Below are 23,845 nucleotides of genomic sequence, written 5' to 3'. Positions count from 1 at the left end.
GCGTACGGTTGTTAAACGCGACAAAAATTGGCCAGATTGTCCCATCACGATGTTAACTCAATAGGACCACAAGCGGGATGATCCATTCGGTCATGGCAAAACCAGAAGACCATGCACATGTCGGAACAGCATTGGACGGTATCAGCTACCGGACCTTGCGCCCCGAAGACGCTGACGCGCTGCACGAGATCGTCAGCGATTGGGAAGTCGTGCGCCAGCTTGGTAGCTGGCCCTGGCCGCCTGATCGTGACTTTACCGCAAGCCGCAGCAAGCCTTATGAAGGCGACGGATTTGTCTGGGGCATCTTCGACGGTGACATGTTGATTGGGACAATGGGGGTCACCGACGGCGACCTTGGCTATTGCCTGAAAAAATCGCATTGGGGCAGGGGGATCGCCACCTATGTGGGCAAGGCGGCCGTAGACGAGGCCTTTCGCAACCCCGCACTGACCCGGATCACTGCCAGCGCGTGGCACGACAACGGCGCGTCCGACCGCGTGCTTGAAAAACTCAGCTTTTCGCAACTCAGCACCAAGGTGCAGCACGCCAAGGCCCGGGACGAAGCAACAGCCTGCCACAAGTATCTGTTGACCCGCACCCACTGGGACGGCTTGAGAAGCCGTGGAGAATGGACTATCGCAGCGGCTGAATAGTCCAGAAAGCCCATGCGCCATGAAATTCCTCGACCTTGCCAAGGTTTACATCCGGTCCGGTGCCGGTGGTGCGGGTTGTATCTCGTTCCGGCGCGAAAAGTTCATTGAATATGGTGGGCCCGATGGGGGCGATGGCGGCGACGGCGGTGATGTCATCGTCGAGGCGGTGGATGGCCTGAACACCCTGATCGACTTCCGCTATCAGCAGCATTTCTTTGCCGGCAACGGCCAGCACGGCATGGGCAGCCAGCGCACCGGTAAGGATGGCGACGACAAGATCCTGCGCGTCCCCGTCGGCACCGAAATCCTTGACGAAGATCAGGAAACCCTGATCGCCGATCTGACAGAGGTCGGTCAGCGCGTGGTCATCGCCAAGGGCGGCAATGGCGGCTGGGGCAACCTGCGGTTCAAGACAGCCACAAATCAGGCGCCGCGCCGCGCCAATCCGGGGCAAGAGGCGATTGAACGCACGATCTGGCTGCGGCTGAAGCTGATCGCGGATGTGGGTTTGCTGGGCATGCCTAACGCAGGCAAATCCACCTTTCTGGCCGCCACATCCAACGCCCGTCCGAAGGTCGCCGACTATCCCTTCACGACCCTCATCCCCAATCTCGGCGTTGTCGGCATCGACGATGTGGAATTTGTCGTGGCCGACATCCCCGGCCTGATCGCGGGCGCCTCCGAAGGCCGGGGGCTGGGCGATACTTTTCTTGGCCATGTGGAACGTTGCGCGGTCCTGCTGCACCTGATCGACGGCACATCCGGCGATCCGGCGCGCGACCTGACCACGATCATCACAGAGCTCGAGGCCTATGGCGGCGCACTCGCCGAAAAGCCGCGCATCACGGTGCTGAACAAAATCGACGCTCTGGATGAAGAGGAACGCGCCTTTCTCACCGATGAAATCGCGGCTGTTGCGCAAGGCCCCGTGATGCAGATGTCCGGCGTCAGCCGGGAAGGGATCCCCGATGTGCTGCGCGCGCTCAGGGTCGAAATCGACGACAACCGCCTGCGCCACCGCAAAGAGGCGGAGGAGGAAGCCGGGGAAGACACCACATGGCAGCCCTGACCGACGCCAAACGACTGGTGGTCAAGATCGGCTCGGCGCTTCTGGTCGACGCAGAGACGGGCCAGTTGCGCCAGAATTGGCTGACGTCGCTCGCCAGTGATGTGGCCCGGATCAGGGCCCGTGGGACGGACGTGATCCTTGTCTCGTCCGGCTCCATCGCCCTGGGGCGCGGTGTGCTTGGGCTGCCGCTGACATCTCTGGCGCTGGAACAATCCCAAGCCGCTGCCGCGGTCGGGCAAATCAAACTGGCGCGTGCCTATGAAGAAGCACTGGCACCCCACGGGATCATCGCAGGCCAAGTGCTTGTCACGCTTGAAGATTCCGAAGACCGGCGGCGCTATCTCAACAGCCGCGCGACCATGGAAACCATGCTTGGCCTGGGCGTCACACCCATCGTGAACGAAAACGACACCATCGCCACCGATGAAATCCGTTACGGCGATAATGATCGGTTGGCTGCACAGGTCGCCGTCACCATCGGCGCCGATCAGTTGATCCTGCTGTCGGATGTGGACGGCCTTTATACCGCCAATCCCAAGATCAACAGCGCCGCGAAACACATTGATCACGTTGAAAAAATCACGCCTGAGATCGAATCTATGGCAGGTGACGCAGGCAATGGGCTATCCAAAGGCGGCATGATCACCAAGATCATGGCCGGGCGCATCGCGACAGAGGCAGGGTGCAGCATGGCCATCGCCCTTGGCACATCGCTCTATCCGCTGGGCAAGCTAGAAAACGGGGCGCCCGCGACCTGGTTCGCCGCGCAAACAGACCCGCAAACCGCGCGCAAGCGCTGGATCTCCGCGATGAAGCCGCGCGGCACGATTACCATCGACGCTGGCGCGCAGGACGCACTGAGCCGCGGCAAAAGCCTGCTGCCCGCCGGTGTGACCCATGTGAACGGCAGTTTCGGGCGCGGTGACATGGTAACCATTGTCGCGGCGGACGGTCCGGAACTGGGGCGCGGGCTGATCCGCTATACCAGCGCCGAAGCCCGGCAAATCATGGGTCGCCGCAGCGCTGACATCGTCACCGTTTTGGGGTATGACGGGCGCGCAGCACTGGTACATCGCGACGACATGGTGCTTTAGGGGATACCGCTATGAACGATCACGACGCAATTGGACCTATGATCACCCAAATCGGGACAGAGGCCCGGGCGGCTGCGGCGACACTCGCGACCGCCTCGGCCGAGGCCAAGGAAAACGCGCTGAATGCGGCGGCGGATGCCCTCTGGGACCAGCGCGCGACTATCATTGCCGCAAACAAACAGGACATGGCCTTCGGCGCCGAAAAGGGCCTGTCACCTGCGATGATGGACCGGTTGATGCTGGACGAGGACAGGATCAAGGGCATGGTTGACGGCTTGCGCGCGGTCGCCGGTCAAACCGACCCGGTCGGTGAGGTGGCCGAGGAATGGACACAGCCCAACGGCCTGCATATCCAGCGGGTGCGCACACCCATCGGGGTGATCGGCGTGATCTATGAAAGCCGCCCGAACGTGACCGCCGATGCCGGTGCGCTCTGCCTGAAATCCGGCAACGCGGTTATCCTGCGCGGCGGCTCGGAAAGCTTTCATTCCAGTCAGGCGATCCATGCCTGCCTTGTTGCTGGGCTTGCTTCTGCCGGGCTGCCAGAAACCTCTATCCAACTCATCCCGACGCGCGACCGGGCGGCGGTGACGGCCATGCTGCAGGCCACCGACCATATCGACGTCATCGTCCCACGCGGCGGCAAGGGCCTTGTTGGTCTGGTACAGCGCGAGGCGCGCGTGCCGGTCTTTGCCCATCTGGAAGGCATCTGTCATGTCTATGTCGACGGCGACGCCGATCTGGAAAAAGCCAAGGCGGTCGTGCTGAACGCCAAGACGCGGCGCACGGGTATCTGTGGGTCGGCTGAGACGCTGCTGGTCGATCAGGCCTTCCATGACACGCATGGTGACGTGCTCACCGAAGCACTGATGGATGCAGGCGTCGAGGTCCGGGCGGATGCCAGTCTGAAAGGGAGCGTGGCCGCACAGCCGGACGATTTCGGCAAAGAGTTCCTCGATATGATCATCGCGGCAAAGGTTGTGGATGGGGTGGATGGCGCGATTGCACATATCCGCCAATTTGGCTCAAACCATACTGACGCGATCATCACCGAAAATGATGCCATCGCTGAACAGTTCTTTCATCAACTCGACAGTGCGATCCTGATGCGCAATGCCTCGACCCAGTTTGCCGATGGGGGCGAATTCGGCATGGGGGCCGAGATCGGGATCGCCACAGGCAAGCTGCATGCACGCGGGCCCGTTGGGGCGGTGCAGCTGACCAGCTTCAAATATCTTGTCACGGGTGACGGAACAGTGCGGCCCTAGAACCGCGCGACGATACGCTCCTCGTGCAGATCAAGCCGCAGCGCGCGGCCTGCTTCTGCCAATACGTCCGGCAACAGGGCGAACTGCACCTGTGCCGCCTTGTGATCCACCTGATGATGACGATTTGTCAGGCTATCCCACAGTGCGGCATCGACCTTCATGCGTTGACCCTGAGCGCGCAGCGTCCACGTGGCCCCTGACAGATCAATATGAATGTCACCCCCCATGGGCATAGCGGTTTCAAAGCATTGCAACATCAGGAAGGCGCAGCGTACATCGCGGCGCGGCTGATCATCCGCGATCTGCCAATCATAGATGAACCGTCCGCCCTGCGCGACGGCCGCCAGGATCGATTGCACCTCTGACGGCCCAACAACCTGATCTGCACCGGCCGCCCCGAATGCCATGCGAAAAAACCTGATCCGGGCATTGGCGTTTTGAACACTCTCGCTGATCAGGTCCATTTCGGCCCCGGCACCGCCATCGGTCAGGGCCAGCAGCTCAACCCCATTGCCGATTGCGCCAATAGGGCTGATAAGGTCATGGCAGATGCGCGAGCCGACCAGCGCTGCAAGATCAGTGGGCATGGGGCAAACTCCGTCCTGAGGGGAAAGACATGTCAGATATCAACGCATTGCTGACACCGGGCATGTTGGTGCAGCACCCGCAGCAACCCGGCTGGGGCGTCGGGCAGGTACAATCGAATATCGGCGGCAAGATCACCGTGAACTTCCGCGAGGAAGGCAAGGTTGTGATTGATGCGACGCAGGTCACGCTCATCTTGATCGGATCCACGTAAATCGGTTCAACCATGGGTAGCACGCAGGAGTTTTCTGTCAACGTTCGTAACTCCCAGCTAGCGAGGAATTGGTTGCCAAAAGGTTACCACACTCCTAGAAAAATCCCGCAGGCAAAAGGGTCCGCAGACAGATGAACCGGCACGGCCCTCTTTTCAAAACCTCCATCGCGCAAACCAAGGCAGAGATCGCAGCAGCCCAGCGATTGCGCTATCGCGTGTTTATCGAAGAACTGGGCGGCACCGGCCCCATGGTTGACCACGCGGCCCGACTGGAACGTGACCGGTTCGATGATCATGCGATCCACATCATCCTGCGCGATATGACCCGGCCGGCGGATGACCGGATTGTCGGGGTCTACCGGGTGATGACAGCAGCAGGTGCAGCAGCGGCTGGGCAGTATTATTGTGAAGATGAGTATGATCTGACCCCGCTCAAGGCGACCGGTCAGACACTTCTGGAACTCGGGCGGTCCTGCCTGCATCCGGCCTATCGGCGGGGTCCGGGACTCATGCATCTGTGGTCCGGGTTGGCAGATTTTGTGGCGGACAATGACATCGACATCCTCTTTGGCGTGGCCTCTTTCCATGGCACCGATGTCGCCGCATTGGCTGCACCGCTCAGCCTGCTGCATGACCGGCATCTGGCCCCGGAACACCTGCGGGTGACGGCGCGACCGCCGGGGGCGCGTGCCATGAACATCTGCGACATCGACCAGATCGACAAAGTGGCGGCCACGCGCGCCATTCCGGCCCTGATCAAGGCCTATCTGCGCCTTGGCGGCGTGGTGGGCGACGGCGCCTTTGTCGATCACGCATTCAACACAACCGATATCTGCCTGATCCTGCCGACCGACGCGGTGGGGGCGATGCAGCGGCGTGTCTATGAACGGGGCCAGGGGCTTGCCTGACGTCTGGTACAGCGATGACGACCCCACCTTGCCAACGGTCAGTCCCATGGGCTGGGTCAGGGTGGCGCGGCGCGGGATACCTTTGGGTCTGCTTGTCTTTGGCGGGCTTGTGATCCTGCTTATGGTTCGGCTGGTCGAATGGCCGCTTTTTGGGCAACGCCGCCCCATCACGCCGCATATCACCCAATTTGTCTGCCGCAACGCCTTTCGCATCCTCGGAATGCGATACCAGACCATCGGCGCGCCCATGCAAGGCCCCGGTGCCGTCGTGTCCAATCACGTCTCGTGGCTGGACATTCTGGCGCTGAACGCGCGCAAACGGATCTACTTCGTCGCCAAGGCAGAGGTCGCAGGCTGGCCCGGTATCGGCTGGCTGGCCCGTGCCACAGGTACGGTGTTCATCAAACGGGATCGGCGCGAGGTTGCCCAGCAAATCGACCTATTTCGCACCAGGCTTGCGGCGGGGCACAAACTTCTGTTCTTTCCCGAAGGCACATCAACCGACGGGCGGCGGGTGCTGCCGTTCAAACCCGCGCTGTTTGGGGCTTTCTTCGATCCGGCCCTCGCCGATCAGCTGCAACTGCAGCCCGTGACCCTGAATTATGAGGCGCCTGTCGGCGTTGATCCACGCTTTTACGGATGGTGGGGGGATATTGAACTGGCCCCGCATCTTCTTGGGGTGCTGTCAGCGCCACGGCAGGGTGGGGTGAGTGTCCATTACCATGATCCAATCAGTTTGGCGGTCTTCAGCGACCGCAAGACACTGGCCAAAACGCTCGAAGAACAGGTGCGCGCTGGCCTAACCGCCCATAGCGACACGCAAATCGTGCAGGGCTGACACAGGATCATCCTGCGACCAAACCTCATCACCAATCCCGAAGAAATCAGTGTGCGGGGCCAAGGCCCGGATCAGGTCGGCGTCAAGCGCCCCTTCGGCCACAACCGGCACCTCGATCATCAGCGACCACCATTCAAACAGCTCCAGTTCCGCCTGACGGCCATCACCCAAGGGCGTCACACCAACGGGGCCAAAGCTCACATAATCCGCGCCCAGTTCACCAGCGGTCATGCCGTCATGGCGGGAATTGCCGCAAAAGCTGCCGACAATGGCATCAGGGCCCAGATCCTTGCGCACTTTCTTGACCGACCGGGCACCATCGGGCAGATGCACCCCGTCAAGGCCCAGCCGTTCCACCATCAGGATATGGCTGTCGATCACTAGCGCCACGTCACGGGCATGGGTCACCTCGCGCAGGGCATCGGCAGCCTTGGAAATGCGCATGTCATCCTTGGTGGCCAGCGCCAGCCGCACGCAGGCGACCTCGGTCGCGTCAAGACAAGCGGCCAGTTGATCGGGATAGGTGGAAAGGTCAAACTCTGACGGGGTGATCAGATAGATTTGCGGTGCATCTTGGGCGTCCGACATCGGGGCGTTCCGGAATTATTCTTGCGTTGCGGGCGTTTGTAACCGGGATTGGCAGGCTTGGCTATGCCTTGGGTGGCAGTGATGACGCATAGGCCAGTGCCATTTTCACGATCTGCGTGCGGCGGGCATCATCAGCGATGAGATCTTCCGAGATATCGACCATCCCACCCATCTTGCGCCCGGTAAAGGACAGCTCTGCCACTCCATCAATCTGTAGCGCCTCGGCCTCAGCCGCCTTGCCGACCCGCGCCATGCCACCGCCACGATGCACGCCACAGATCATGTTGCCATGTTTCAGGAAACATAAGCCGCCAAACATCTTCTTCTCTGAAATCCCCACCTCATCAGCCAGTTCGGTACGCATCAGTTCCGCGTGCCCTTCATCATAGGCCATGACCCCCTCCTTGCCTTGCGATTTGGCGCAGCGTATCACGCCGCGACCACCAAAAGGAACCAGCATGCCAACCCCTCATCCACAACCTGCATTTGTCCTGATCCGGCCCCAGATGGGTGAAAATATCGGGGCAGCCGCGCGGGCGATGTGGAATTTTGGACTGGACCGGATGCGCATCGTCGATCCGCGCGATGGCTGGCCCAATCAAAAGGCCGTCGCGATGGCCAGCGGGGCCGGGCGGTTACTGGACGAGGCACAGCTGTTCGATGACACGGCCGGCGCCATCGCCGATTGTTCCTTCGTCTACGCCACGACCGCGCGGCCACGCGGTCTGACCAAACCCGTCTTCACGCCAGAGGCCGCGATGCAGGATGCGCGGGCGCGGATTGCAGCGGGCGAAAAGGTCGCCGTGATGTTCGGCCCAGAACGGGCGGGGATGGAAAACGATGACATCGCACGCGCCAACGCGATCATCTCGGTGCCGATCAATCCGGATTTCCCGTCGCTCAACCTTGCGCAATGTGTGTTGCTGACCGGGTATGAATGGCGGCGGGATACCGTCCCGACGGAGGCGACCCGTGTCGACGCACTTGGTGACTGGGCCGAACAGATCGAAATCGAAAAGCTGGCTGATCATTACGAGAAACGTCTGGATCAGGCCGGGTTCTTCTTTCCCGACCACAAGGCCGCGAACATGAAAATCAACATGCGCAATTTGTGGTCACGGATGCCGCTGACGCGGGCGGATGTGCAGATGCTGCACGGGATCATGCGGCAGATGGTCCGCTGGAAAGAACGCGATAAAGGTTAATATCCGGTCCGCCAAGCGCTCGTTGGGGTCCGACGTTTTGCCGACGCAAATCCGACGCGATGCCGACCGCCCATTTTGGCCTCGCGCGGCATCCTGACGCTTGCAGCCGCCCGGCGTCAGACATAGGTTCCGGCCAAGCAATTGCGGAGCAACCATGCCATCCAAGCGCAGCATCTTTGAAGAGGTCGGCGAAACCCCGAAACAGACCGCCACACCCGGCGGGATCGACAAGGCGGGGCAGGGCGCGCGGGGCGCGATCCGCATTTGGCTGATGGTGCTATTTGCATTGGTCGTGATCATGATCGCCGTAGGGGGTTTGACCCGTCTGACCGATAGCGGTCTGTCCATCACCGAATGGAAACCGGTCACCGGTGCAATGCCCCCGATGTCGGCAGAGGCCTGGACCGAAGAGTTCGACAAATACCGTGCCATTCCCGAATATCAGTTGCAAAACAAAGGGATGACTTTGGAAGAATTCAAGGTCATCTACTGGTGGGAATGGGGGCATCGGCAATTGGGCCGGGTCATTGGCGTGGTCTGGGCGGCAGGATTCCTGTTCTTTCTTGCAACGAAAAAGATCCCGCCCGGCTGGACCGGCAGGCTCCTTTTCATCGGCGCGCTTGGTGGATTGCAGGGCTTCATCGGCTGGTGGATGGTGTCATCCGGCCTGCGTGAAGGCATGCTTGATGTCGCCTCTTACCGGCTTGCCACGCATCTTGGTCTGGCCTTTGTCATCTTCGGTTTCATCGCATGGTACATCTACCGGCTGGGCCGCACACAGGCCGAACTGCTTCAGGCGCGCCGTAGTGCGGATGCAGGATTGTCGCGTCTTTACAATGTGTTAATCGGTTTCGCGTTCCTGCAAATTCTGATCGGCGCCCTTGTCGCCGGCATCGATGCAGGCCGCGCCTATCCTGACTGGCCCTTGATGGCCGGTGGCCTCCTGCCGCCACAGCCATTCGATCTGCAACCGGTCTGGCGCAACTTTTTCGAAGACGCGGGACTGGTGCAATTCATGCACAGAATGGCCGGTTACATTTTGTTTTTGTTCGGTATTTTCGTCTGGCTGCGGGCGCGAAAGTCCGCAAACCGGCGTACGCGGGCGGCTTTTAACATGGTCATCGCGATGATGTTCATCCAGATGGTACTGGGCATTGTGACCGTGATCTATTCCGCGCCGTGGCACATCGCGATCCTGCATCAGTTCGGCGCAGTCCTGCTTTGGGCGATGATCCTGCGTGGGCGTTTTCTGGCGCAATACCCCATTCCACAATCCGTCCGAGGATAAACCATGTCAGCATATCAAGACCTTATGGCGTTTCAGCGGGAAACTGAGGCGCTTAGCCAAATCGCCGGTCGGCTCGGGTGGGATCAGGAAACCGTCATGCCCGAAGGGGCCACGCCGCAACGATCCGAAGAACACGGCGCCATGGCCAACATTCTGCACGCCCGCCGGATCGACCCGCGCGTTGGCGAATGGCTGGAAAAGGCAGAGGCCGAGGATGATATCGCGGCGGCCAACCTGCGCGAGATCAGGCGCAGCTACGAACGTACCGCAAAGGTGCCTGCGCGGCTCGCAGCGGAACTGGCCAAGACAACATCGCTGGCGCATCGTATCTGGGCGCAGGCTAGAGCGGATGAAGATGTTGCCGCTTTTCTGCCTATTTTACAAAAGGTTGTGGACCTGAGGAAAGAAGAGGCATCAGCCGTTGCAGGCGACGCCGACCCTTATGATGCGCTGCTCGATGACTATGAACCCGGTGCCACAGGCGCCAGCCTTGCCGCCATGTTCGATGCATTGCGGCCCCGGCTCGTGGCGCTGCGCGCGGCCATCCTCGATCAGCCCGCCCCCGCATCGCTATCGGGTACCTTCGACGAGGCCGGGCAGTTGGAGATTTCCAGGAAGCTGGCACTCGCCTTCGGCTACAGCCTGGAAAACGGGCGAATCGACAAGGCAGTCCATCCGTTTTCCTCTGGCTCAGGCTTGGATGTGCGGATTACCACGCGGACGAGCGCGGAGGATCCCTTCAACTGCTTCTACTCGACCGTGCATGAGGTCGGCCATGCCACCTATGAGCAAGGTATTGATGATCAACACCTTCTGACCCCGCTTGGGCGTGGTGTATCAATGGGTGTGCATGAAAGCCAAAGCCGCATCTATGAAAACCAGCTGGGGCGTAGCCGCGCCTTTACCGGCTGGCTCTACGGCCAAATGCGCGACACCTTCGGTGATTTCGGTATTGCGGATGAAGAGGCATTCTATGCCACGGTGAACCGCGTGCATGACGGGTTTATCCGCACCGAAGCGGATGAGGTGCAATATAATCTGCATGTCCTGCTGCGTTTTGATCTGGAACGTGCGCTGATCGCCGGCGATCTGGCGGTGAACGATCTGGAAGCCGCCTGGAACGACCGGTTCAAGGCTGATTTTGGCTATGCGGTCGACAGACCCTCAAACGGTGTCTTGCAGGATGTGCACTGGTCGGAAGGGCTGTTCGGCTATTTCCCGACCTACACGCTGGGCAATGTCTATGCCGGGTGTTTGCACGACGCCATGCGCGCAGATGTACTTGGCCTGGATGATGATCTGGCCAATGGTGACACATCGCGGGCCACAGGGTGGCTGCGCAACAGCCTGCAGCAATTCGGCGGCTTGCGCAGCCCGGTGGAGACGATCGAGCACGCCGCCGGAAAGGCGCCGGATGAGGGTCCGCTTTTGGATTATCTTGAGGATAAATTCGGGGGCATCTACGGGCTCTAACTCCAGTCCGGGTCACGTTTTTCCAGAAAGGCATTGATCCCTTCGTCAGTGTCTTGATCCAGCATGTTGTGCACCATGACCTCCCCGGTGAAACGATAGGCATCTACGACAGGCATTTGAATTTGCTGGTAAAATGCCTCTTTCCCGATCTTGACGGCTGAGGGCAGTTTGGCTGCGATAGACTGAGCCAGTTCTTGTGTCTCTCGCTCCAGCGCATCCGAATGCACGGCGCGATTGATGAGTCCCAGATCCTGAGCTTCGCGCGCATTGACAAATCGGCCGGTGGTCAGCATCTCGAACGCGGCCTTGCGGGCGATGTTGCGGGTCAGCGCGACCATTGGGGTCGAACAGAACAGCCCGATATTCACCCCGTTCACACCAAAACGGGTTTCATCGTCCGATATCGCCATGTCGCAGGTCGCGACCAGCTGACAGCCGGCCGCCGTCGCGATGCCGTGGACCTGCGCGATGACAGGCTGGGGCAGGGATTGAACGCGTGCCATCAGTGCCGCACAGCGGTCGAACAGGTCCTTGAAATAGGCGGCACCACCATCCTCTGCCTGACGGCCCGCCTGCATTTCCTTCAGATCGTGGCCGGCACAGAATGCCTTGCCCATACCCCGTAGAATGACAACACGCACGTTCGAGTCATTAGCGATACCGTCCAACGCATGATGCAGCGCCGCGATCATCGCGTCAGACAGCGCGTTCAGGCGCGCCGGCGCGTTCATGGTCAGCGTTGCGACCGACGCCGCGTCACTGCGTTCAAGGATTGTCATCATCACCCTCCCGTGCTGATTTGACCCAAGGTTAAGTCAGCGGAGGCCGATATGGAACTGAAGATGGATATTCCGCAGTTGGAAGCGTTCGTTGCTGAGCAGTTTCCGCAACTTGGCGATGATTTTCTGATTGAAGAGCTGACACCGGACGGCGTGCGCGTGCGGCTGAAAGTGGCGGAACGCCATCTGCGGCCCGGTGGTACGGTGTCTGGTCCGTCCATGTTCGCACTGGCCGATGTGGGCATGTATCTGGCGATATTGGGTCGGATCGGGCCTGTCGCACTGGCTGTGACCACGAATTGTGCGATTGATTTCATGCGCAAACCGGCGGCCCATGCTGACATGATCTGCGAGACGCGGTTGCTGAAACTCGGTCGGGTGCTGGCCGTTGGTGATGCCGTTCTTTTCAGTGAAGGGCAGGTGGCCCCGGTCGCCCGCGCCTCGCTCACCTATTCCATACCGCCCGCACCTAAATGAACTGGGCCGCGCCCCAGACCCAACCAATCAGGATCGTGGCCGCTGAAACTGCTGCGGCATAACCGGCAAGTTTCAGGCGCGAAAACGGGCGTTCGCCAAAGGTGCGCCCGTGAATCCCGCAGACAACGATCTTCTTGGGTTTGTCGCCATAGTGATAATGCAGAATCCAGACCGGTAGCAGGATGCGCCGATAACGAATACCGGTTGTATCGGTCTTGTAGCTCAGATCGATGATCCGGTTTTTATTGATCCGCTTCTTGATCTGGTTGCGGATCAGCAGGTCCTTGTCGGCGGCATTGGCAGCCAGTCCTTCGCCCACGCTTTGATGATGCCGTTCGGCAGCAAAACCCGCCAGATAGGCCGGATCATAAGATCGCAGGCTGTCGGGGTGGAAATCATGCAAGATGCCGTCGCGGATCAGGGGCGTGATATGGTGCGATGCGGGCATCAGCAGATCATCAAAGACAACTGTCATATCGCCGCCGGTCGAACGGGTTTCCCAGTTCTTGCCACGCTTGACCCTGTATCGGGCGAGGTAATTGACGGCCTCGCGGCTATCAAAGGTCCAGAACGGGGCATATAGCCCCGCAACGCGCCCTTGCGATACGATACCCGGCAGATCATCAGGGGCTGCAAGCCGCGCCTTGACCCAAGCCAGTGCGCGCTCTTGTGCCTCGGCTTCGGTGATCCGGAACGGGATGACCCCCATGGTCTGATAGCTGGCTTCCTGAGCTTTAAGAACGACAGGTCCATCGCAATAGGCGCAGCGTTCGGACAGGGCAGGGCCGGTAAACACAACCTCACCCCCGCAGGTCCGGCATTGATGAGTTCTTGTGTTGGTCAGAATGGTTTGTTCGGTGTGGGCGGTGTCCGGGTGATAGTGGAATTCGCGCGCCGGATCGGTGCTGCTGTCATGTGCAATCGGGTGAACGGCACCGCAGCTTGTGCATTTCAGTGCTGCGTCAGAGGGAGAATAGCTGCACTGGCCGCCACAGGCTGCGCATTGCAAATCGGATTGGGCCGCGCGCAGCGCCATCAGTCATCACCCAATGCGACGGCGATCTCAAGCAGGATACGCAACCGCAACCAAGACCGATTGATCGCGCCTTCCAGATCGCCGCTGCTGGACCAGTCGCCAAGGATTGTTGCCAGAAACCATGTGGTCATGATCCAGAAGGCGATGATCGACCAGCCTGACACGGTTCTGAGCCAGCCGGCTGAGCCTTGTTTCAACTCGTGTTTGCCTTCATAGATCTGGATCAACTTTGTGACCGGAAAGATTCCTACAAGGGTTGCGACCACCAGTAAGATGAGCCCGAAAACATAGGGGAGAAGGAGATCAAGAAACATGGGTGCCGAATGCCTGTGGTCGCTGATCAAAACTTGTGGGCAGGTGGATCCGGTTTGGCAAGAGAACCGGCATAACTAACGTCGAGTGATTTATGGGGTAAAATAATACCTAATTTCTAATACATTGTTTTTACATCGATTATTCAAGCAAGCGCCGCTTGACTGCCAATCGCATCTCTCTATAACGGCGCAATCTGAATGACCTCCGTGGCCGATGCCACCCCAACGATATTGGTGAGATATGAAAACCTTTACCGCGACCCCGGCGGATATCGACAAGAAATGGATCCTGATCGACGCCGAAGGCGTTGTTCTGGGCCGTCTTGCGTCGATCGTCGCCATGCGCTTGCGCGGCAAGCACAAGCCATCCTTTACGCCGCACATGGATATGGGCGACAACGTGATCGTCATCAACGCTGAAAAAATCCAGATGACTGGCAATAAGCGTGATGAGCGTTATTATTGGCACACCGGCCATCCCGGCGGGATCAAATCCAAGACCAAGGCAGAGATCCTCGAAGGCGCCCACCCCGAGCGCGTTGTGATGAAGGCCATTCAGCGCATGCTGCCCGGTGGCAAGCTGAGCCGCAAGCAAATGACAAACCTGCGCGTTTTTGCAGGCGCTGAACATGGCATGGATGCCCAGAAGCCCGAAGTTCTGGATGTTGCTTCCATGAACAAAAAGAACACACGTACACAGCATAAAGCCGACACAACCGGCACACCGGGGAGTGCATAATGGCCGATCAAGTAAACTCGCTCGAAGAGCTGGGCCAAGTCGCCGAGGGCGTCGAAGCTGTTGATGCACCTGTGGTTGAAACTGCCGCCCCCCGTGAACCTGTTCGCGACGAACTGGGCCGGTCCTACGCCACCGGTAAGCGCAAGGATGCGGTTGCCCGTGTCTGGATCAAGCCGGGTTCAGGCAAGGTGACTGTCAACGGCAAGGACATGAATAGCTATTTCGCCCGTCCTGTGCTGCAAATGATCCTCGCCCAGCCGTTTTCGGTTGCTGGCGTGACAGGTCAGTTTGACGTGGTTGCCACCGTCAAAGGCGGCGGTTTGTCCGGTCAGGCTGGCGCGGTCAAGCACGGCGTGTCCAAGGCGCTGCAGCTTTATGACCCAAGCCTGCGTCCGGCGCTGAAAGCGGCCGGCTTCCTGACCCGCGACAGCCGCGTGGTTGAGCGGAAGAAATACGGTAAAGCGAAAGCGCGCAAGAGCTTCCAGTTCTCCAAGCGCTAATTGCTGGCGAGTTTTTTGGAAAGGGCGGTCCGTTTTGGCCGCCTTTTTCGTTAAAACGCCTTGAAAGTCAGGGTGGTCAGGGATCGCTCTATCCCTTTGATATCCAATAGGTTTTCGTTGATATATTTGCCTACATCCTCGCCCTCGGGGATGTAGAGCTTCATCAGCAGGTCGAAATCGCCGCTGGTGGAATAGAGTTCCGAATGGATTTCGCGCAGGGCGATGGCGTCGGCCACATCATAGGTGGTGCCGGGTTTGCAGCGGATCTGGACAAAGACGCAGGTCATCAGGTTTTCCTAAGATCGGGGTTTGGAATGACCATAGCTGTTGCGGCGCATGATGCAAATTCTGTGTCTTGATCTTTTCGTCGCGCCGGGAAAGCATCAGCGGATGTGGCGCAGATTGACAGCGACGGAAGGCGGGCAGGGGTTGCTGATGGTCAGCCCGCCCTTGATCTATGCGCTGGCGCTGCTCGCAGTGCCGTTGGGGGCGATCCTGTTGTTCAGTTTCTGGACGCAGGATTTCATGACAGTGGATACGACTTTTACCCTTAACAACTACCGCGAGATTGCTGAAAAACCGATCTATGGTGCCTTGCTGCAGCGGTCGTTATTCGTGGCCGGTTGCGTGACCATTGTGACGGTTATCCTAGCCTTTCCAGTGGCTTATTTCGTGTCCTTCCATGTCAGACCAGAACGTAAGTCGCTGTGGCTGTTTCTGATCACGATCCCCTTTTGGACATCCTATCTGATCCGGGTTTTCCTATGGAAAGTGATCCTGGGCTATAACGGCGTGATCAATACCGGACTGATCAATTTGGGCCTGATCGAGGAACCGCTTACCTTTATCCTGTATAATGTAAACGCAGTGATCATCACGCTGGCCCATGCCTTTGCCCCTTTTGCGATCCTGCCGATTTTCGTGGCGCTCGAAAAAATAGATCGCTCGCTGTTGGAGGCGAGCCAGGATCTAGGCGAAAGCAAATTCATGACCTTTCTGCGGGTCACTTTACCGCTGTCGATGCCGGGTGTTGTGGCGGCTGTTCTGATCGTCTTTATCCCGACGATCGGGGATTATGTCACGCCTGAGCTGATGGGCGGGGCGGGTGGCAAGCTGATTGCGAACATGATCCAGACGCAGTTTCTGGCGCTCAATAACGCGCCATTGGGTGCGGCGCTGGCCATTGTCGCGATGCTGAGCGTATCGGCGATTTCGCTTGTCTTTGTTCTGCTGAACCGTCGATGGTTGAAGGGGCGATCATGAGCCTGCGTGTCTATGCCATTGCTTATCTGATTTTTCTTTATGCCCCAATCGCTTTACTGCCGATCTTCGCGTTTAATGACGCGACGATTATTGCCTTTCCGCTGAGCGGGGGCACGACGAAGTGGTTTGGTGAACTGATGACCAACAGCGCATTGCATACGGCTGTTGGCAATTCGCTTTTCATTGCGGTGATGACATCGATTCTGTCCACTTTGCTGGGTGTCTGTGCGGCGCGCGCGGGTGCGATGTACCGCTTTCCCATGAAGGCCGGGATCATGGGGTTTATCATGTTACCCCTTGTTTTGCCTGAGATTATTGTGGCGGTGTCGCTCTTGGTGGTGGTTGTGCAGATCCTTGATCTGGGGCTGTCCAATTGGACGATCATCGCGGCACATGTGCTTATCTGCACACCGTTTTCTATCGCAATCCTTAATGGAGCGTTTCAGAACCTGGATCCGTCGATGGAAGAGGCGGCGATGGATTTGGGAGAGAGCCGGTTTTCAGCCTTTCGCCTTGTCACTTTGCCACTGGTGATGCCTGGGATTATCGCATCAATGCTGATTGCGTTCACGATTAGCTTGGATGAATTCATCATCGCGTTTTTTCTATCGGGGTCGAGCCCGACAATGCCGGTCTATATCTGGGGGTTGCTGCGCTTTCCACAATCTTTGCCGGTTGTCATGGCACTTGGCACGATCCTGGTTGCGCTGTCTATCCTGTTGTTAACAATCGCAGAAATCCTGCGTCGCCGTGGCATGGCGCGTGTCGGGGTGAAGGACAAGGGAGGGTTTCTGTGACCCCATTGATCACTTTGAAGGGTGTTAACAAGCACTATGGCGACTATCACGCCTTGCGCGATATTGATCTTGAGATTCGCGAGGGCGAGTTCTTTTCCCTGCTTGGCCCATCTGGCTGCGGGAAGACGACCCTGCTGCGCACAATTGCGGGATTTGAAAGTGTTTCCAAAGGGTTAGTGACCATTGGCGGCAAGGATATGGCTGGCGTGCCGGCCAATCTGCGCCCGACGAACATGGTATTTCAGTCTTATGCGATTTTTCCGCATTTGAGCGTTGCTGAGAACGTCGCATTTGGCCTGCGCAAACGGTCCGATCTGAATGCCAAGGCGAAACAGACGCTGGTTGAGGATGCGCTGGATATGGTGGGTCTGGATGGCTATGGCAAGCGCGCCGCACATGCCTTGTCTGGCGGGCAGCGGCAGCGCGTTGCATTGGCCAGGGCATTGATTTTGAAGCCAAAAGTGCTCCTGCTGGATGAACCCCTTTCGGCGCTGGACAAGAAGATGCGCGAACAGATGCAGGTGGAGCTGATGCGCCTGCAACGCCATGTGGGGATCACGTTCATCCTGGTCACACACGATCAGGAGGAGGCGCTGGTGATGTCCGACCGAATTGCGGTGATGTTTGAAGGGCGGATCGGACAACTTGCGGATGCCGAGACCCTTTATCGTCGTCCGCGTAATCAGCAGGTCGCTGATTTTATTGGAAAAATGAACTTTCTGGACGTAGTGGTCCGATCATCAAACGACCCCGTTGATCTGGAAATATCGGGTCTGGGACGGGTGACGATTTCGCCGGATCAGGTGCCGGAGCCGGTGAATACTGGCAAGGCGATTGTTGGCATCCGGCCTGAAACGCTCAGCCTGCTTTTTGATGGCGAAACGACCGATCTGCGGTTGATCGACGGGGTAGTGGATGAGGTCGTTTATTATGGCGACATGACCTATTACGATGTGCGGGTTCAAGGTGTTGAAAAACCACTGAATATCGCGATGAAAAATGTGATCGGACGCCCGGTTCTGGATGTTGGTGCCGCGACGCGGGTGGTGTGGGATGAGCGGTCTTTGGTATTGCTTAACTAGGCGTACGCGCAACGGGTTTGTTGGTGTCGCCGCGGAATTTCAAAAAAGACCCGTTAACGCCTGCAAAATATGGAAAATGCGGTGTCGGCAAAGCGTCGGACTTGCGTCGGCCATGCGTATGGCAACTTGGCGGTGCGTGGACAGTAACGGACCGTGCGGTGGTCATTCGTTAACAGAGTGTTGCGTTTGACGCCGCTTAGAGCGTCGTCCGTAAAATCTGCAACGCAGATTTTCTCGGCGACAAGACAGGAGCAACGGTTGCATCTGTCTTGAAATCAAAAATCTGATTCAGATTTTTGGGATTTCGCTCTAGTTCAGCCTGACCGCATATCGCACCGAGAGTGTTTCCAGACCTGGATTAAGATCCTGGATATCCCCGTTGGAGCGGTGGTCGTAGCTGACCGTCAGCGTCGCACCATTGTCGAAGATGTAGCCTGCGCCGAAAGCCGAGCGGAAATGCAGGACCCCACCAAGGTCGGGGCCGTCGCCCTGGGCATATAGTCCGGGCATGAAGGAGGTTTCGATGAAGAATGGCCCATCTGAGAAATTGCGTGTGGTCCATGTGGCCCCGGCACCGACCCATCCAGCCCCTTCATCGGTGATTGAGGCACCGTAGGTGATTTGGAACGGCCCGTAGCGGCGTGGCGCGTCATAGCCGACATAAATTTCTTCGCCGATCTCTTCCTCCTGAAAAATCACCTGTCCGCCCTGCACCCAGAGGCGAGACGGGGCGTCCCGTTGGGCAACGCAGCCAGAGGCACATTCGTTCAATCCCATATCGGCGAGGCTGGTGATCAGCCAGATGACGGCGAGGGTTCCATCCATGGGTCAGCGATCCGGTTCAATGAGGCCGAGGCCCCGCAGGTAGATACCGATACCGGATTCCAGTAGGTCCTCGGGCGGGAAGGGGCTTTTGGTGCCGGGGTTGGAGCGGGCAAAAAGTTCGACAACCCCGTGGGACATGGCCCAGATGTGGGCGCTGAACATCTGCGGCGGTGGCCGCTTTTCAGCCGGAATATGCTGGCTGAGTTCCTCTGCGGCTTTTTCCAGTACGCCCATGGCGCGGGTCGCGACGGCGTGCAGTTCTGGCGTGCGGTTGATTGATATCCCGGATTCGAACATGGCGATGTAGTGGCCGGGGTTTTTACGTGCGAAGGCCAGATAGGCGCGCCCGGTCGCCTCGAACGCGGCGAGGGCGGATGGTTGGCCTTCGCCATAGGCGTATTCCATCAGGTCGCCGAACATCTCGTACCCTTGATGTGCGGCGGCGGCGATGAGGTCTTCGCGGCCTTCGAAATGCCGGTAAACGGCGGCGGGGGTGACCCCTGCCTCGCGCGCCGCTTCGGAGAGCGTGAAACCCGTTGGCCCGCGCTTTTCGATCAGCCGCAGACAGCCGTCGATCAGCGCCTCGCGCAGATTGCCGTGATGATAACCGCGTTTAGGCATGCCAGAGGTCTGGGCCTCCTGCGATTTGGGGGTCGATTTTGCCCAGCGCTTTGGGGTCTTTGCGGGCATAGTCAAGCTGGGTCAGGATACTGCGGATTGCCTGGATGCGCGCGCGGCGCTTATCGTCAGAACGGATAATGGTCCATGGTCCTTCCTCAGAATGGGTCTTGTCCAGTGTTTCCTGGATGGCGTCTGTGTATTCATCCCATTTGGACAGCCCTTTGACATCGATCCAGCTGAGTTTCCACTGTTTCAGCAGATCGCTTTCCCGGTCGAGGAACCGTTTCAACTGTGTGGCCCGGCCGACATTGAGCCAGATTTTGAAGAGTTTGATCCCCTCCTGTGCCAGCATATGTTCGAATTCGGGAACCTGTTTGAACCAGAGCGCACGTTGCGCCGGCGTGCAGAAGTCAAACACATGTTCGACCACGCCGCGGTTGTACCAGCTACGGTCGAAGATAGTGATCTCACCCTTTGCGGGCAAATGGGCGATGTAGCGTTGGAAATACCATTGCGCGGCTTCGGTTTCGGTCGGTTTGGACAGTGCCACAAGGCGTGCGCCGCGCGGGTTCAGATTTTCGCGGAAGCGTTTGATCGTACCGCCTTTGCCAGCGGCGTCTCGCCCTTCGAAAACAATGGCGATGCGCTGGCCGGTGTCGCGCACCCAGGCTTGCATGCGCACGAGTTCGATTTGCAGCAACTCAAGAGCGGCCTCATACTCGCCGCGCTTCCAGCGTTTGTTATAAGGATAGCTGTCGTTGAGAATTTTGGAATTGCCAGCGCCTTCTATGATGGCACGGACGTCGGCGGGCGCGTCCTCTTGGTAATAGCGGCTGATGCCGCCATCAAAGGGTAAATCCATGAAAACTCTCCCGATCTTCTGGATTACATATATGGGGCTTCCAGAGGCGGAGCGCAATTCGGGTCTGATTTGCGCCCCGGGCCCCGATCAGAAGCCGGCCCTTTCCGCGGCCCGGTTAATGGCGGCGACGGTTTCGACCGGGTTTGTTTGCTGGGGCATATGCCCGATCCCATCGAGCCGCGTCAGTCTAGCGGTGGGCGCCACCTTGATCACCTCTTCGGCATGCACATGGATCGGCACGGTGGTGTCCGCTGTGCCATGCAGAATTTCGATGGGGAGTGTCAATTCGGGATAGCGCGCTGACATCTCGACCACTTTGGGCCGGAGCGTGTTGACCTGCCTGACATTGGCCCGGAAACTATCCACCCGCAGGGTAAGCGGCGCACCAATGTATTCGGCGTAACCCTCAGGCGAGGATTGCGGTGCAAAGATATCCTCGATCCCGGCACGCACCCGGCTTTCCGGGGCAAGCGCCGAGATCAGTGGTATGGTGACCGCGCCGCCAAATGCGCTGCCGTTTACGGTGTAGTAGTTCCCCAGATCGCCGGGCCAGGGCATGGTCACGCCGGCAAGTGATACGATGGCTGCGGCATTGACGAGGCTGTCCTCATCCAGACCCTCAACCGCCCAAGCATAGCTGATAATCCCGCCCATGCTATGCCCGACGACAATGGGGCTTTCGATGCCGATCATGCTGGCGGCCTCGCGTAGCATGCGCGCCTGGGCACGCGGTGGGTCCCCTTCGGTGGCCAATGCCCCGGTTGCGATACCGGGGACACGGTCGGTATATCCCAGCCCTGGCCGGTCAAAGGCGGTGACCGTATAACGATCCGTCAGCCGGTCCATCAGATCGAAGGTGAATTCCCGCAGGTTGCCGCCAGCCCCATGCAGCAGGATCACATGTGGGCCGCTGCCCTCTTGTACGTAATGCACGCGCCCGCCGGTCACATCGACAAATTCGCCGATCGGGGGAAAGGCCTCTTCCGCCTTGGCGGTGCGATAGCCCGCGCTGAATGTCGTGAGTATTGCGCCCAGCCCCAATGTGGCTGTCGTGAATGCAAGGGTTTTACGTGCCAATTTTGTCCACCTCGAAATGGGTCGTCTGGTAAATCTCGTTTATCCAGTTGCCATATAGAAGGTGTGCGTGGCTTCGCCACCTGTTTTGCGGTTCTGCCGTTGGGTCATCGTCCGGATAATAGTTCATTGGCACGTTGATCGGCGTGCCATTGGCGATATCGCGGTCATATTCCTGCTTGAGCGTGCCGCTGTCATATTCGAAATGGTTGAAGATATAGAGCGCGCGGTGGCCCGGGTCTTCGACCAGGCAGGGCCCGGCTTCGTCGCTGGTGATCAGTGTGTTCAGGCCTTTGGCCGCGTCAATCTCGTCTTGGCGCATTTCGGTCCAGCGGCTGACGGGGATCACGCAATCATCCGAGAAGCCCCGCAGATAGGGTGACGCGGGTGCTGTGTTTCTGTGCCGGAAGCAGCCGAAGGCCTTGTGATCCAGAATGTGTTTTTGCACGCCGTGGAAATAGTTGATCATCGCCATGCCCCCCCAGCAGACCCCGAAGGTGGAATGTACATGGGTTTGGGTCCAGTCGAAGACCTGGGTGAGTTCATCCCAATATGTAACATCTTCGAAGGGCAGGTGTTCGATGGGGGCACCGGTGATAATCAGCCCGTCGAATTTCTGATCCTGCACCTCGCTGAAGGGGTGGTAGAATTCCTCCATATGGGCCGCGGCGGTGTTTTTGGTCTGGTGTTCAGACATCCGGATCAGCGAGAATTCGATCTGCAGCGGTGTGGCCCCGATCAGCCGGGCGAACTGGTTTTCGGTCTGGATCTTTTTGGGCATCAGGTTCAGAAGCGCAATCCGTAGAGGCCGGATATCCTGGCGGGCGGCGGTGTCTTCATCAAGCACCATGACGCCTTCCTTGGACAGGACGTCATAGGCGGGCAGGGCGGCAGGCAGTTTGATGGGCATGGGACAAATCCTGATCAGGGGGAAGAGATAGGCGGCTTAGCTGCGCATCTCAAGGGCGTCAGCGATCATGCTGACAAAGCCCTCCGAATCGTGAACTTGTGTGACTGCCTGCATGGGCACAGTGATCCCCCAGCGGTCTGCCATCGCCTGATATCGTGGTTGCCGGTGGGCGAGTGCCTTGGCAAAGGCCCAGCGGATGAAATCATCAGGGTCGACCTTGTCCGGAGCAACGTCGAATTTAGACAGGTAGGCGTTCCACGTGGCCAGCAGAAAGTCCGGGTCATAGGACATCGGCTTGGGTTCGCGATCAAACCGCCGGATCAGTTCGGCGGTGTGCTCATCGGTTCCTTTGATCCAGACCATCAGCGTTTTGGAGGCCAGATCGGTCATGATCGAGTCGTCGGGGTTGTTTACATCCACCCATTCGCAGATTGATCCGCCCGTATCGCAAACGAAATGCGGATATTGATAAAGGTCAACGGCCCGGTCAATGAAGTACCCCGTGTCATGCAGGGCTGCGACCTCGGCCTGTTGAAACTGGTCTTGCCGATGGGTGTATTCATCCCATGCCAATCCGCCTTTGGCCGGATCACCCGGTTTGCCGAGGTAAGACGACATCGGCTTGAGGTCATCAAACGAGATGTTGGAGCCGATATAGATAGAATTGGATCGCAACAGATCGCGCAGAAACGGCACCTTCATCGCTTCGCGCTTGGCATTGTCGGCGATTTTTTCGCCCATGTACCGGGTGCCGATGCGGTAATCGATGGAATAGTGGAACCAGTCCCCGGTGCTGCGCAACATATTGGACAGATAAGTCTTGCCCAGACCTGACATGGCAAAAAGCAGGACACGTTTCTGCGGGGCGTTGCGCCATTCTGATGCGGATGCGTAGATCATGACGCCTTGGGTAACCGGCGGATCAGGAATGATCTAGGGGATTTTTTGAGCCTTGGCTTTGTCGCTCTGGACGGCGTGCGACTTTGCGACAGCAACAATATCGCTTTGTGCTCGCTTAGTTTGCCGAGGCGTTCTTGCTGCGCTTTTGTTCGGCATAGCGTTCGCGAGTTCGCTTGAAAGCCTTGAGCAATCGCGGGTCGGTCGCTCCCATCAGCCTCAGTTGTTCCTCGAATTTCAGTTCACTTTGTCCGTAGAATGCCTCGGCTGCGTCATATGGCGCGGCTTTCTGCGTCTGTCTGGTCATCATGTCACGTCCTTCATTAACGTCCCCTCGATCAGATTGATTTCGGGCATTTATGGGGCGAATTGACGAAACTGAACAAAAGAACAGGTTAAACCGGCCAAAAAAGTTGATCAAATTCTATTAAAGTTACCACAGTACAGCCGGAGGTTTAATACCTCCGGTGCAGTTCATTCCATCCA

General features: G+C 58.4%; 30 protein-coding genes. 16 read left to right on the top strand and 14 right to left on the bottom strand.

Annotation, left to right across the window (positions count from 1 at the left end; genetic code table 11):
• Positions 1 to 92 precede the first annotated feature (92 nt).
• The 4 genes from ACFWW4_RS16825 to ACFWW4_RS16810 are packed head-to-tail and all read left to right on the top strand — an operon-like array spanning position 93 to position 4,084.
• Positions 93 to 653 carry a GNAT family N-acetyltransferase gene (locus ACFWW4_RS16825; RefSeq protein ID WP_411891922.1) on the top strand — a complete coding sequence of 187 codons (561 nt, stop codon included), beginning with the start codon at positions 93 to 95 and terminating at the stop codon, positions 651 to 653.
• Between the two features lie 19 nt (positions 654 to 672).
• A complete protein-coding gene (gene obgE, locus ACFWW4_RS16820) occupies positions 673 to 1,722 on the top strand; it encodes a GTPase ObgE (RefSeq protein WP_411891921.1) in 1,050 nt (349 codons plus the stop codon).
• A complete protein-coding gene (gene proB / locus ACFWW4_RS16815) occupies positions 1,710 to 2,816 on the top strand; it encodes a glutamate 5-kinase (RefSeq protein WP_411891920.1) in 1,107 nt (368 codons plus the stop codon). Before obgE ends, proB begins: the two co-directional genes overlap by 13 nt.
• An 11-nt stretch (positions 2,817 to 2,827) precedes the next feature.
• Positions 2,828 to 4,084, top strand: a complete 1,257-nt coding sequence (locus ACFWW4_RS16810; protein WP_411891919.1) for a glutamate-5-semialdehyde dehydrogenase — start codon at positions 2,828 to 2,830, stop codon at positions 4,082 to 4,084.
• Here the strand turns inward: ACFWW4_RS16810 and ACFWW4_RS16805 are convergent.
• Positions 4,081 to 4,671 (bottom strand): histidine phosphotransferase family protein, encoded by a 591-nt coding sequence (locus tag ACFWW4_RS16805; RefSeq protein WP_411891918.1) that lies wholly within the window; start codon positions 4,669 to 4,671, stop codon positions 4,081 to 4,083. The genes ACFWW4_RS16810 and ACFWW4_RS16805 overlap by 4 nt on opposite strands.
• Positions 4,672 to 4,700: 29 nt before the next feature.
• Here ACFWW4_RS16805 and ACFWW4_RS16800 point away from each other — a divergent pair, with 29 nt between their 5' ends.
• The 3 genes from ACFWW4_RS16800 (at position 4,701) to ACFWW4_RS16790 (ending at position 6,629) form a co-directional block, all read left to right on the top strand.
• Entirely contained in the window at positions 4,701 to 4,883 is a 183-nt protein-coding gene (locus ACFWW4_RS16800) for a DUF3553 domain-containing protein (RefSeq protein WP_411891917.1), read from the top strand.
• Positions 4,884 to 5,014: 131 nt separating this feature from the next.
• Positions 5,015 to 5,791: a GNAT family N-acetyltransferase gene (locus tag ACFWW4_RS16795; protein WP_411891916.1), complete on the top strand. Its 777-nt coding sequence runs from the start codon at positions 5,015 to 5,017 to the stop codon at positions 5,789 to 5,791.
• Positions 5,792 to 5,837: 46 nt separating this feature from the next.
• A complete protein-coding gene (locus ACFWW4_RS16790; protein WP_411891968.1) occupies positions 5,838 to 6,629 on the top strand; it encodes a lysophospholipid acyltransferase family protein in 792 nt (263 codons plus the stop codon).
• On the opposite strand, the gene ACFWW4_RS16785 is transcribed toward ACFWW4_RS16790, so the two are convergent.
• Both ACFWW4_RS16785 and ACFWW4_RS16780 read right to left on the bottom strand, forming a co-directional pair.
• The gene (locus ACFWW4_RS16785) at positions 6,591 to 7,217 is read right to left on the bottom strand and encodes a thiamine phosphate synthase (RefSeq protein ID WP_411891915.1); all 627 of its coding nucleotides are present in this window, start codon (positions 7,215 to 7,217) and stop codon (positions 6,591 to 6,593) included. The two genes, ACFWW4_RS16790 and ACFWW4_RS16785, sit on opposite strands and share 39 nt — an antisense overlap.
• A gap of 61 nt (positions 7,218 to 7,278) precedes the next feature.
• A complete protein-coding gene (locus ACFWW4_RS16780) occupies positions 7,279 to 7,677 on the bottom strand; it encodes a TfoX/Sxy family protein (protein ID WP_411891914.1) in 399 nt (132 codons plus the stop codon).
• On the opposite strand from ACFWW4_RS16780, the gene ACFWW4_RS16775 reads away from it, so the two are divergent.
• The 3 genes from ACFWW4_RS16775 to ACFWW4_RS16765 all read left to right on the top strand — a co-directional run bounded on the left by ACFWW4_RS16775 (position 7,676) and on the right by ACFWW4_RS16765 (position 11,183).
• The gene (locus tag ACFWW4_RS16775; RefSeq protein ID WP_411891913.1) at positions 7,676 to 8,422 is read left to right on the top strand and encodes an RNA methyltransferase; all 747 of its coding nucleotides are present in this window, start codon (positions 7,676 to 7,678) and stop codon (positions 8,420 to 8,422) included. The two genes, ACFWW4_RS16780 and ACFWW4_RS16775, sit on opposite strands and share 2 nt — an antisense overlap.
• Before the next feature lie 154 nt (positions 8,423 to 8,576).
• The gene (ctaA, locus tag ACFWW4_RS16770) at positions 8,577 to 9,710 is read left to right on the top strand and encodes a heme A synthase (protein ID WP_411891912.1); all 1,134 of its coding nucleotides are present in this window, start codon (positions 8,577 to 8,579) and stop codon (positions 9,708 to 9,710) included.
• Positions 9,711 to 9,713: 3 nt separating this feature from the next.
• Positions 9,714 to 11,183, top strand: a complete 1,470-nt coding sequence (locus tag ACFWW4_RS16765) for a carboxypeptidase M32 (protein WP_411891911.1) — start codon at positions 9,714 to 9,716, stop codon at positions 11,181 to 11,183.
• Here ACFWW4_RS16765 and ACFWW4_RS16760 read toward each other — a convergent pair.
• Positions 11,180 to 11,962: an enoyl-CoA hydratase gene (locus ACFWW4_RS16760; RefSeq protein WP_411891910.1), complete on the bottom strand. Its 783-nt coding sequence runs from the start codon at positions 11,960 to 11,962 to the stop codon at positions 11,180 to 11,182. The two genes, ACFWW4_RS16765 and ACFWW4_RS16760, sit on opposite strands and share 4 nt — an antisense overlap.
• Before the next feature lie 51 nt (positions 11,963 to 12,013).
• Here ACFWW4_RS16760 and ACFWW4_RS16755 point away from each other — a divergent pair, with 51 nt between their 5' ends.
• The gene (locus ACFWW4_RS16755) at positions 12,014 to 12,439 is read left to right on the top strand and encodes a PaaI family thioesterase (RefSeq protein WP_411891909.1); all 426 of its coding nucleotides are present in this window, start codon (positions 12,014 to 12,016) and stop codon (positions 12,437 to 12,439) included.
• On the opposite strand, the gene ACFWW4_RS16750 is transcribed toward ACFWW4_RS16755, so the two are convergent.
• Together ACFWW4_RS16750 and ACFWW4_RS16745 are read right to left on the bottom strand one after the other, a co-directional pair.
• Entirely contained in the window at positions 12,432 to 13,475 is a 1,044-nt protein-coding gene (locus ACFWW4_RS16750; protein WP_411891908.1) for a hypothetical protein, read from the bottom strand. The two genes, ACFWW4_RS16755 and ACFWW4_RS16750, sit on opposite strands and share 8 nt — an antisense overlap.
• On the bottom strand, positions 13,475 to 13,789 hold the full coding sequence (locus tag ACFWW4_RS16745; RefSeq protein ID WP_411891907.1) for a hypothetical protein: 315 nt from the start codon (positions 13,787 to 13,789) through the stop codon (positions 13,475 to 13,477). The genes ACFWW4_RS16750 and ACFWW4_RS16745 overlap by 1 nt, the downstream gene beginning before the upstream one ends.
• Positions 13,790 to 14,030: 241 nt before the next feature.
• On the opposite strand from ACFWW4_RS16745, the gene rplM reads away from it, so the two are divergent.
• Complete coding sequence (rplM, locus tag ACFWW4_RS16740) at positions 14,031 to 14,528, top strand: 50S ribosomal protein L13 (protein ID WP_393928452.1); 498 nt, start codon at positions 14,031 to 14,033, stop codon at positions 14,526 to 14,528.
• Entirely contained in the window at positions 14,528 to 15,028 is a 501-nt protein-coding gene (gene rpsI, locus ACFWW4_RS16735) for a 30S ribosomal protein S9 (RefSeq protein WP_393928451.1), read from the top strand. Before rplM ends, rpsI begins: the two co-directional genes overlap by 1 nt.
• A gap of 50 nt (positions 15,029 to 15,078) precedes the next feature.
• On the opposite strand, the gene ACFWW4_RS16730 is transcribed toward rpsI, so the two are convergent.
• Positions 15,079 to 15,318, bottom strand: coding sequence for an Lrp/AsnC ligand binding domain-containing protein (locus tag ACFWW4_RS16730; protein ID WP_411891967.1), 240 nt, complete (start codon positions 15,316 to 15,318; stop codon positions 15,079 to 15,081).
• A gap of 100 nt (positions 15,319 to 15,418) precedes the next feature.
• Here ACFWW4_RS16730 and ACFWW4_RS16725 point away from each other — a divergent pair, with 100 nt between their 5' ends.
• From ACFWW4_RS16725 to ACFWW4_RS16715, 3 genes are read left to right on the top strand one after another with little or no spacing between them, the layout of a single operon-like run.
• A complete protein-coding gene (locus ACFWW4_RS16725) occupies positions 15,419 to 16,291 on the top strand; it encodes an ABC transporter permease (RefSeq protein WP_411891906.1) in 873 nt (290 codons plus the stop codon).
• The gene (locus ACFWW4_RS16720) at positions 16,288 to 17,088 is read left to right on the top strand and encodes an ABC transporter permease (RefSeq protein WP_393928449.1); all 801 of its coding nucleotides are present in this window, start codon (positions 16,288 to 16,290) and stop codon (positions 17,086 to 17,088) included. Before ACFWW4_RS16725 ends, ACFWW4_RS16720 begins: the two co-directional genes overlap by 4 nt.
• The gene (locus tag ACFWW4_RS16715; RefSeq protein ID WP_411891905.1) at positions 17,085 to 18,170 is read left to right on the top strand and encodes an ABC transporter ATP-binding protein; all 1,086 of its coding nucleotides are present in this window, start codon (positions 17,085 to 17,087) and stop codon (positions 18,168 to 18,170) included. The genes ACFWW4_RS16720 and ACFWW4_RS16715 overlap by 4 nt, the downstream gene beginning before the upstream one ends.
• 309 nt (positions 18,171 to 18,479) lie before the next feature.
• Here ACFWW4_RS16715 and ACFWW4_RS16710 read toward each other — a convergent pair whose 3' ends face one another.
• The 7 genes from ACFWW4_RS16710 to ACFWW4_RS16680 all read right to left on the bottom strand — a co-directional run bounded on the left by ACFWW4_RS16710 (position 18,480) and on the right by ACFWW4_RS16680 (position 23,666).
• The gene (locus ACFWW4_RS16710) at positions 18,480 to 18,995 is read right to left on the bottom strand and encodes an acyloxyacyl hydrolase (protein WP_411891904.1); all 516 of its coding nucleotides are present in this window, start codon (positions 18,993 to 18,995) and stop codon (positions 18,480 to 18,482) included.
• Between the two features lie 3 nt (positions 18,996 to 18,998).
• Positions 18,999 to 19,616, bottom strand: a complete 618-nt coding sequence (locus ACFWW4_RS16705) for a TetR/AcrR family transcriptional regulator (protein ID WP_393928446.1) — start codon at positions 19,614 to 19,616, stop codon at positions 18,999 to 19,001.
• A complete protein-coding gene (ppk2, locus tag ACFWW4_RS16700; protein WP_411891903.1) occupies positions 19,609 to 20,478 on the bottom strand; it encodes a polyphosphate kinase 2 in 870 nt (289 codons plus the stop codon). Before ppk2 ends, ACFWW4_RS16705 begins: the two co-directional genes overlap by 8 nt.
• A gap of 87 nt (positions 20,479 to 20,565) precedes the next feature.
• Positions 20,566 to 21,555, bottom strand: a complete 990-nt coding sequence (locus tag ACFWW4_RS16695; RefSeq protein ID WP_411891902.1) for an alpha/beta fold hydrolase — start codon at positions 21,553 to 21,555, stop codon at positions 20,566 to 20,568.
• A complete protein-coding gene (metA, locus tag ACFWW4_RS16690) occupies positions 21,545 to 22,462 on the bottom strand; it encodes a homoserine O-acetyltransferase MetA (protein ID WP_411891901.1) in 918 nt (305 codons plus the stop codon). Before metA ends, ACFWW4_RS16695 begins: the two co-directional genes overlap by 11 nt.
• Positions 22,463 to 22,498: 36 nt before the next feature.
• Positions 22,499 to 23,362 carry an ATPase gene (locus tag ACFWW4_RS16685; RefSeq protein ID WP_411891900.1) on the bottom strand — a complete coding sequence of 288 codons (864 nt, stop codon included), beginning with the start codon at positions 23,360 to 23,362 and terminating at the stop codon, positions 22,499 to 22,501.
• A 115-nt stretch (positions 23,363 to 23,477) separates the two neighbouring features.
• Positions 23,478 to 23,666: a hypothetical protein gene (locus ACFWW4_RS16680; RefSeq protein ID WP_411891899.1), complete on the bottom strand. Its 189-nt coding sequence runs from the start codon at positions 23,664 to 23,666 to the stop codon at positions 23,478 to 23,480.
• Between the last annotated feature and the right edge of the window lie 179 nt (positions 23,667 to 23,845).

The organism is Yoonia sp. SDW83-1 (genome assembly GCF_046762885.1).
GTDB lineage: Bacteria > Pseudomonadota > Alphaproteobacteria > Rhodobacterales > Rhodobacteraceae > Yoonia.
Note: the sequence above shows the minus strand (reverse complement) of the source record. Positions and strands in the feature narration are given on the sequence as shown.

Coding starts and splice junctions, on each gene's coding strand:
- ACFWW4_RS16825 (WP_411891922.1), top strand. CDS start 93: ATGGCAAAACCAGAAGACCATGCACATGTCGGAACAGCATTGGACGGT.
- obgE (WP_411891921.1), top strand. CDS start 673: ATGAAATTCCTCGACCTTGCCAAGGTTTACATCCGGTCCGGTGCCGGT.
- proB (WP_411891920.1), top strand. CDS start 1,710: ATGGCAGCCCTGACCGACGCCAAACGACTGGTGGTCAAGATCGGCTCG.
- ACFWW4_RS16810 (WP_411891919.1), top strand. CDS start 2,828: ATGAACGATCACGACGCAATTGGACCTATGATCACCCAAATCGGGACA.
- ACFWW4_RS16805 (WP_411891918.1), bottom strand. CDS start 4,671: ATGCCCACTGATCTTGCAGCGCTGGTCGGCTCGCGCATCTGCCATGAC.
- ACFWW4_RS16800 (WP_411891917.1), top strand. CDS start 4,701: ATGTCAGATATCAACGCATTGCTGACACCGGGCATGTTGGTGCAGCAC.
- ACFWW4_RS16795 (WP_411891916.1), top strand. CDS start 5,015: ATGAACCGGCACGGCCCTCTTTTCAAAACCTCCATCGCGCAAACCAAG.
- ACFWW4_RS16790 (WP_411891968.1), top strand. CDS start 5,838: ATGGGCTGGGTCAGGGTGGCGCGGCGCGGGATACCTTTGGGTCTGCTT.
- ACFWW4_RS16785 (WP_411891915.1), bottom strand. CDS start 7,217: ATGTCGGACGCCCAAGATGCACCGCAAATCTATCTGATCACCCCGTCA.
- ACFWW4_RS16775 (WP_411891913.1), top strand. CDS start 7,676: ATGCCAACCCCTCATCCACAACCTGCATTTGTCCTGATCCGGCCCCAG.
- ACFWW4_RS16780 (WP_411891914.1), bottom strand. CDS start 7,677: ATGCTGGTTCCTTTTGGTGGTCGCGGCGTGATACGCTGCGCCAAATCG.
- ctaA (WP_411891912.1), top strand. CDS start 8,577: ATGCCATCCAAGCGCAGCATCTTTGAAGAGGTCGGCGAAACCCCGAAA.
- ACFWW4_RS16765 (WP_411891911.1), top strand. CDS start 9,714: ATGTCAGCATATCAAGACCTTATGGCGTTTCAGCGGGAAACTGAGGCG.
- ACFWW4_RS16760 (WP_411891910.1), bottom strand. CDS start 11,962: ATGACAATCCTTGAACGCAGTGACGCGGCGTCGGTCGCAACGCTGACC.
- ACFWW4_RS16755 (WP_411891909.1), top strand. CDS start 12,014: ATGGAACTGAAGATGGATATTCCGCAGTTGGAAGCGTTCGTTGCTGAG.
- ACFWW4_RS16750 (WP_411891908.1), bottom strand. CDS start 13,475: ATGGCGCTGCGCGCGGCCCAATCCGATTTGCAATGCGCAGCCTGTGGC.
- ACFWW4_RS16745 (WP_411891907.1), bottom strand. CDS start 13,789: ATGTTTCTTGATCTCCTTCTCCCCTATGTTTTCGGGCTCATCTTACTG.
- rplM (WP_393928452.1), top strand. CDS start 14,031: ATGAAAACCTTTACCGCGACCCCGGCGGATATCGACAAGAAATGGATC.
- rpsI (WP_393928451.1), top strand. CDS start 14,528: ATGGCCGATCAAGTAAACTCGCTCGAAGAGCTGGGCCAAGTCGCCGAG.
- ACFWW4_RS16725 (WP_411891906.1), top strand. CDS start 15,419: ATGTGGCGCAGATTGACAGCGACGGAAGGCGGGCAGGGGTTGCTGATG.
- ACFWW4_RS16720 (WP_393928449.1), top strand. CDS start 16,288: ATGAGCCTGCGTGTCTATGCCATTGCTTATCTGATTTTTCTTTATGCC.
- ACFWW4_RS16710 (WP_411891904.1), bottom strand. CDS start 18,995: ATGGATGGAACCCTCGCCGTCATCTGGCTGATCACCAGCCTCGCCGAT.
- ACFWW4_RS16705 (WP_393928446.1), bottom strand. CDS start 19,616: ATGCCTAAACGCGGTTATCATCACGGCAATCTGCGCGAGGCGCTGATC.
- ppk2 (WP_411891903.1), bottom strand. CDS start 20,478: ATGGATTTACCCTTTGATGGCGGCATCAGCCGCTATTACCAAGAGGAC.
- metA (WP_411891901.1), bottom strand. CDS start 22,462: ATGCCCATCAAACTGCCTGCCGCCCTGCCCGCCTATGACGTCCTGTCC.
- ACFWW4_RS16685 (WP_411891900.1), bottom strand. CDS start 23,362: ATGATCTACGCATCCGCATCAGAATGGCGCAACGCCCCGCAGAAACGT.
- ACFWW4_RS16680 (WP_411891899.1), bottom strand. CDS start 23,666: ATGACCAGACAGACGCAGAAAGCCGCGCCATATGACGCAGCCGAGGCA.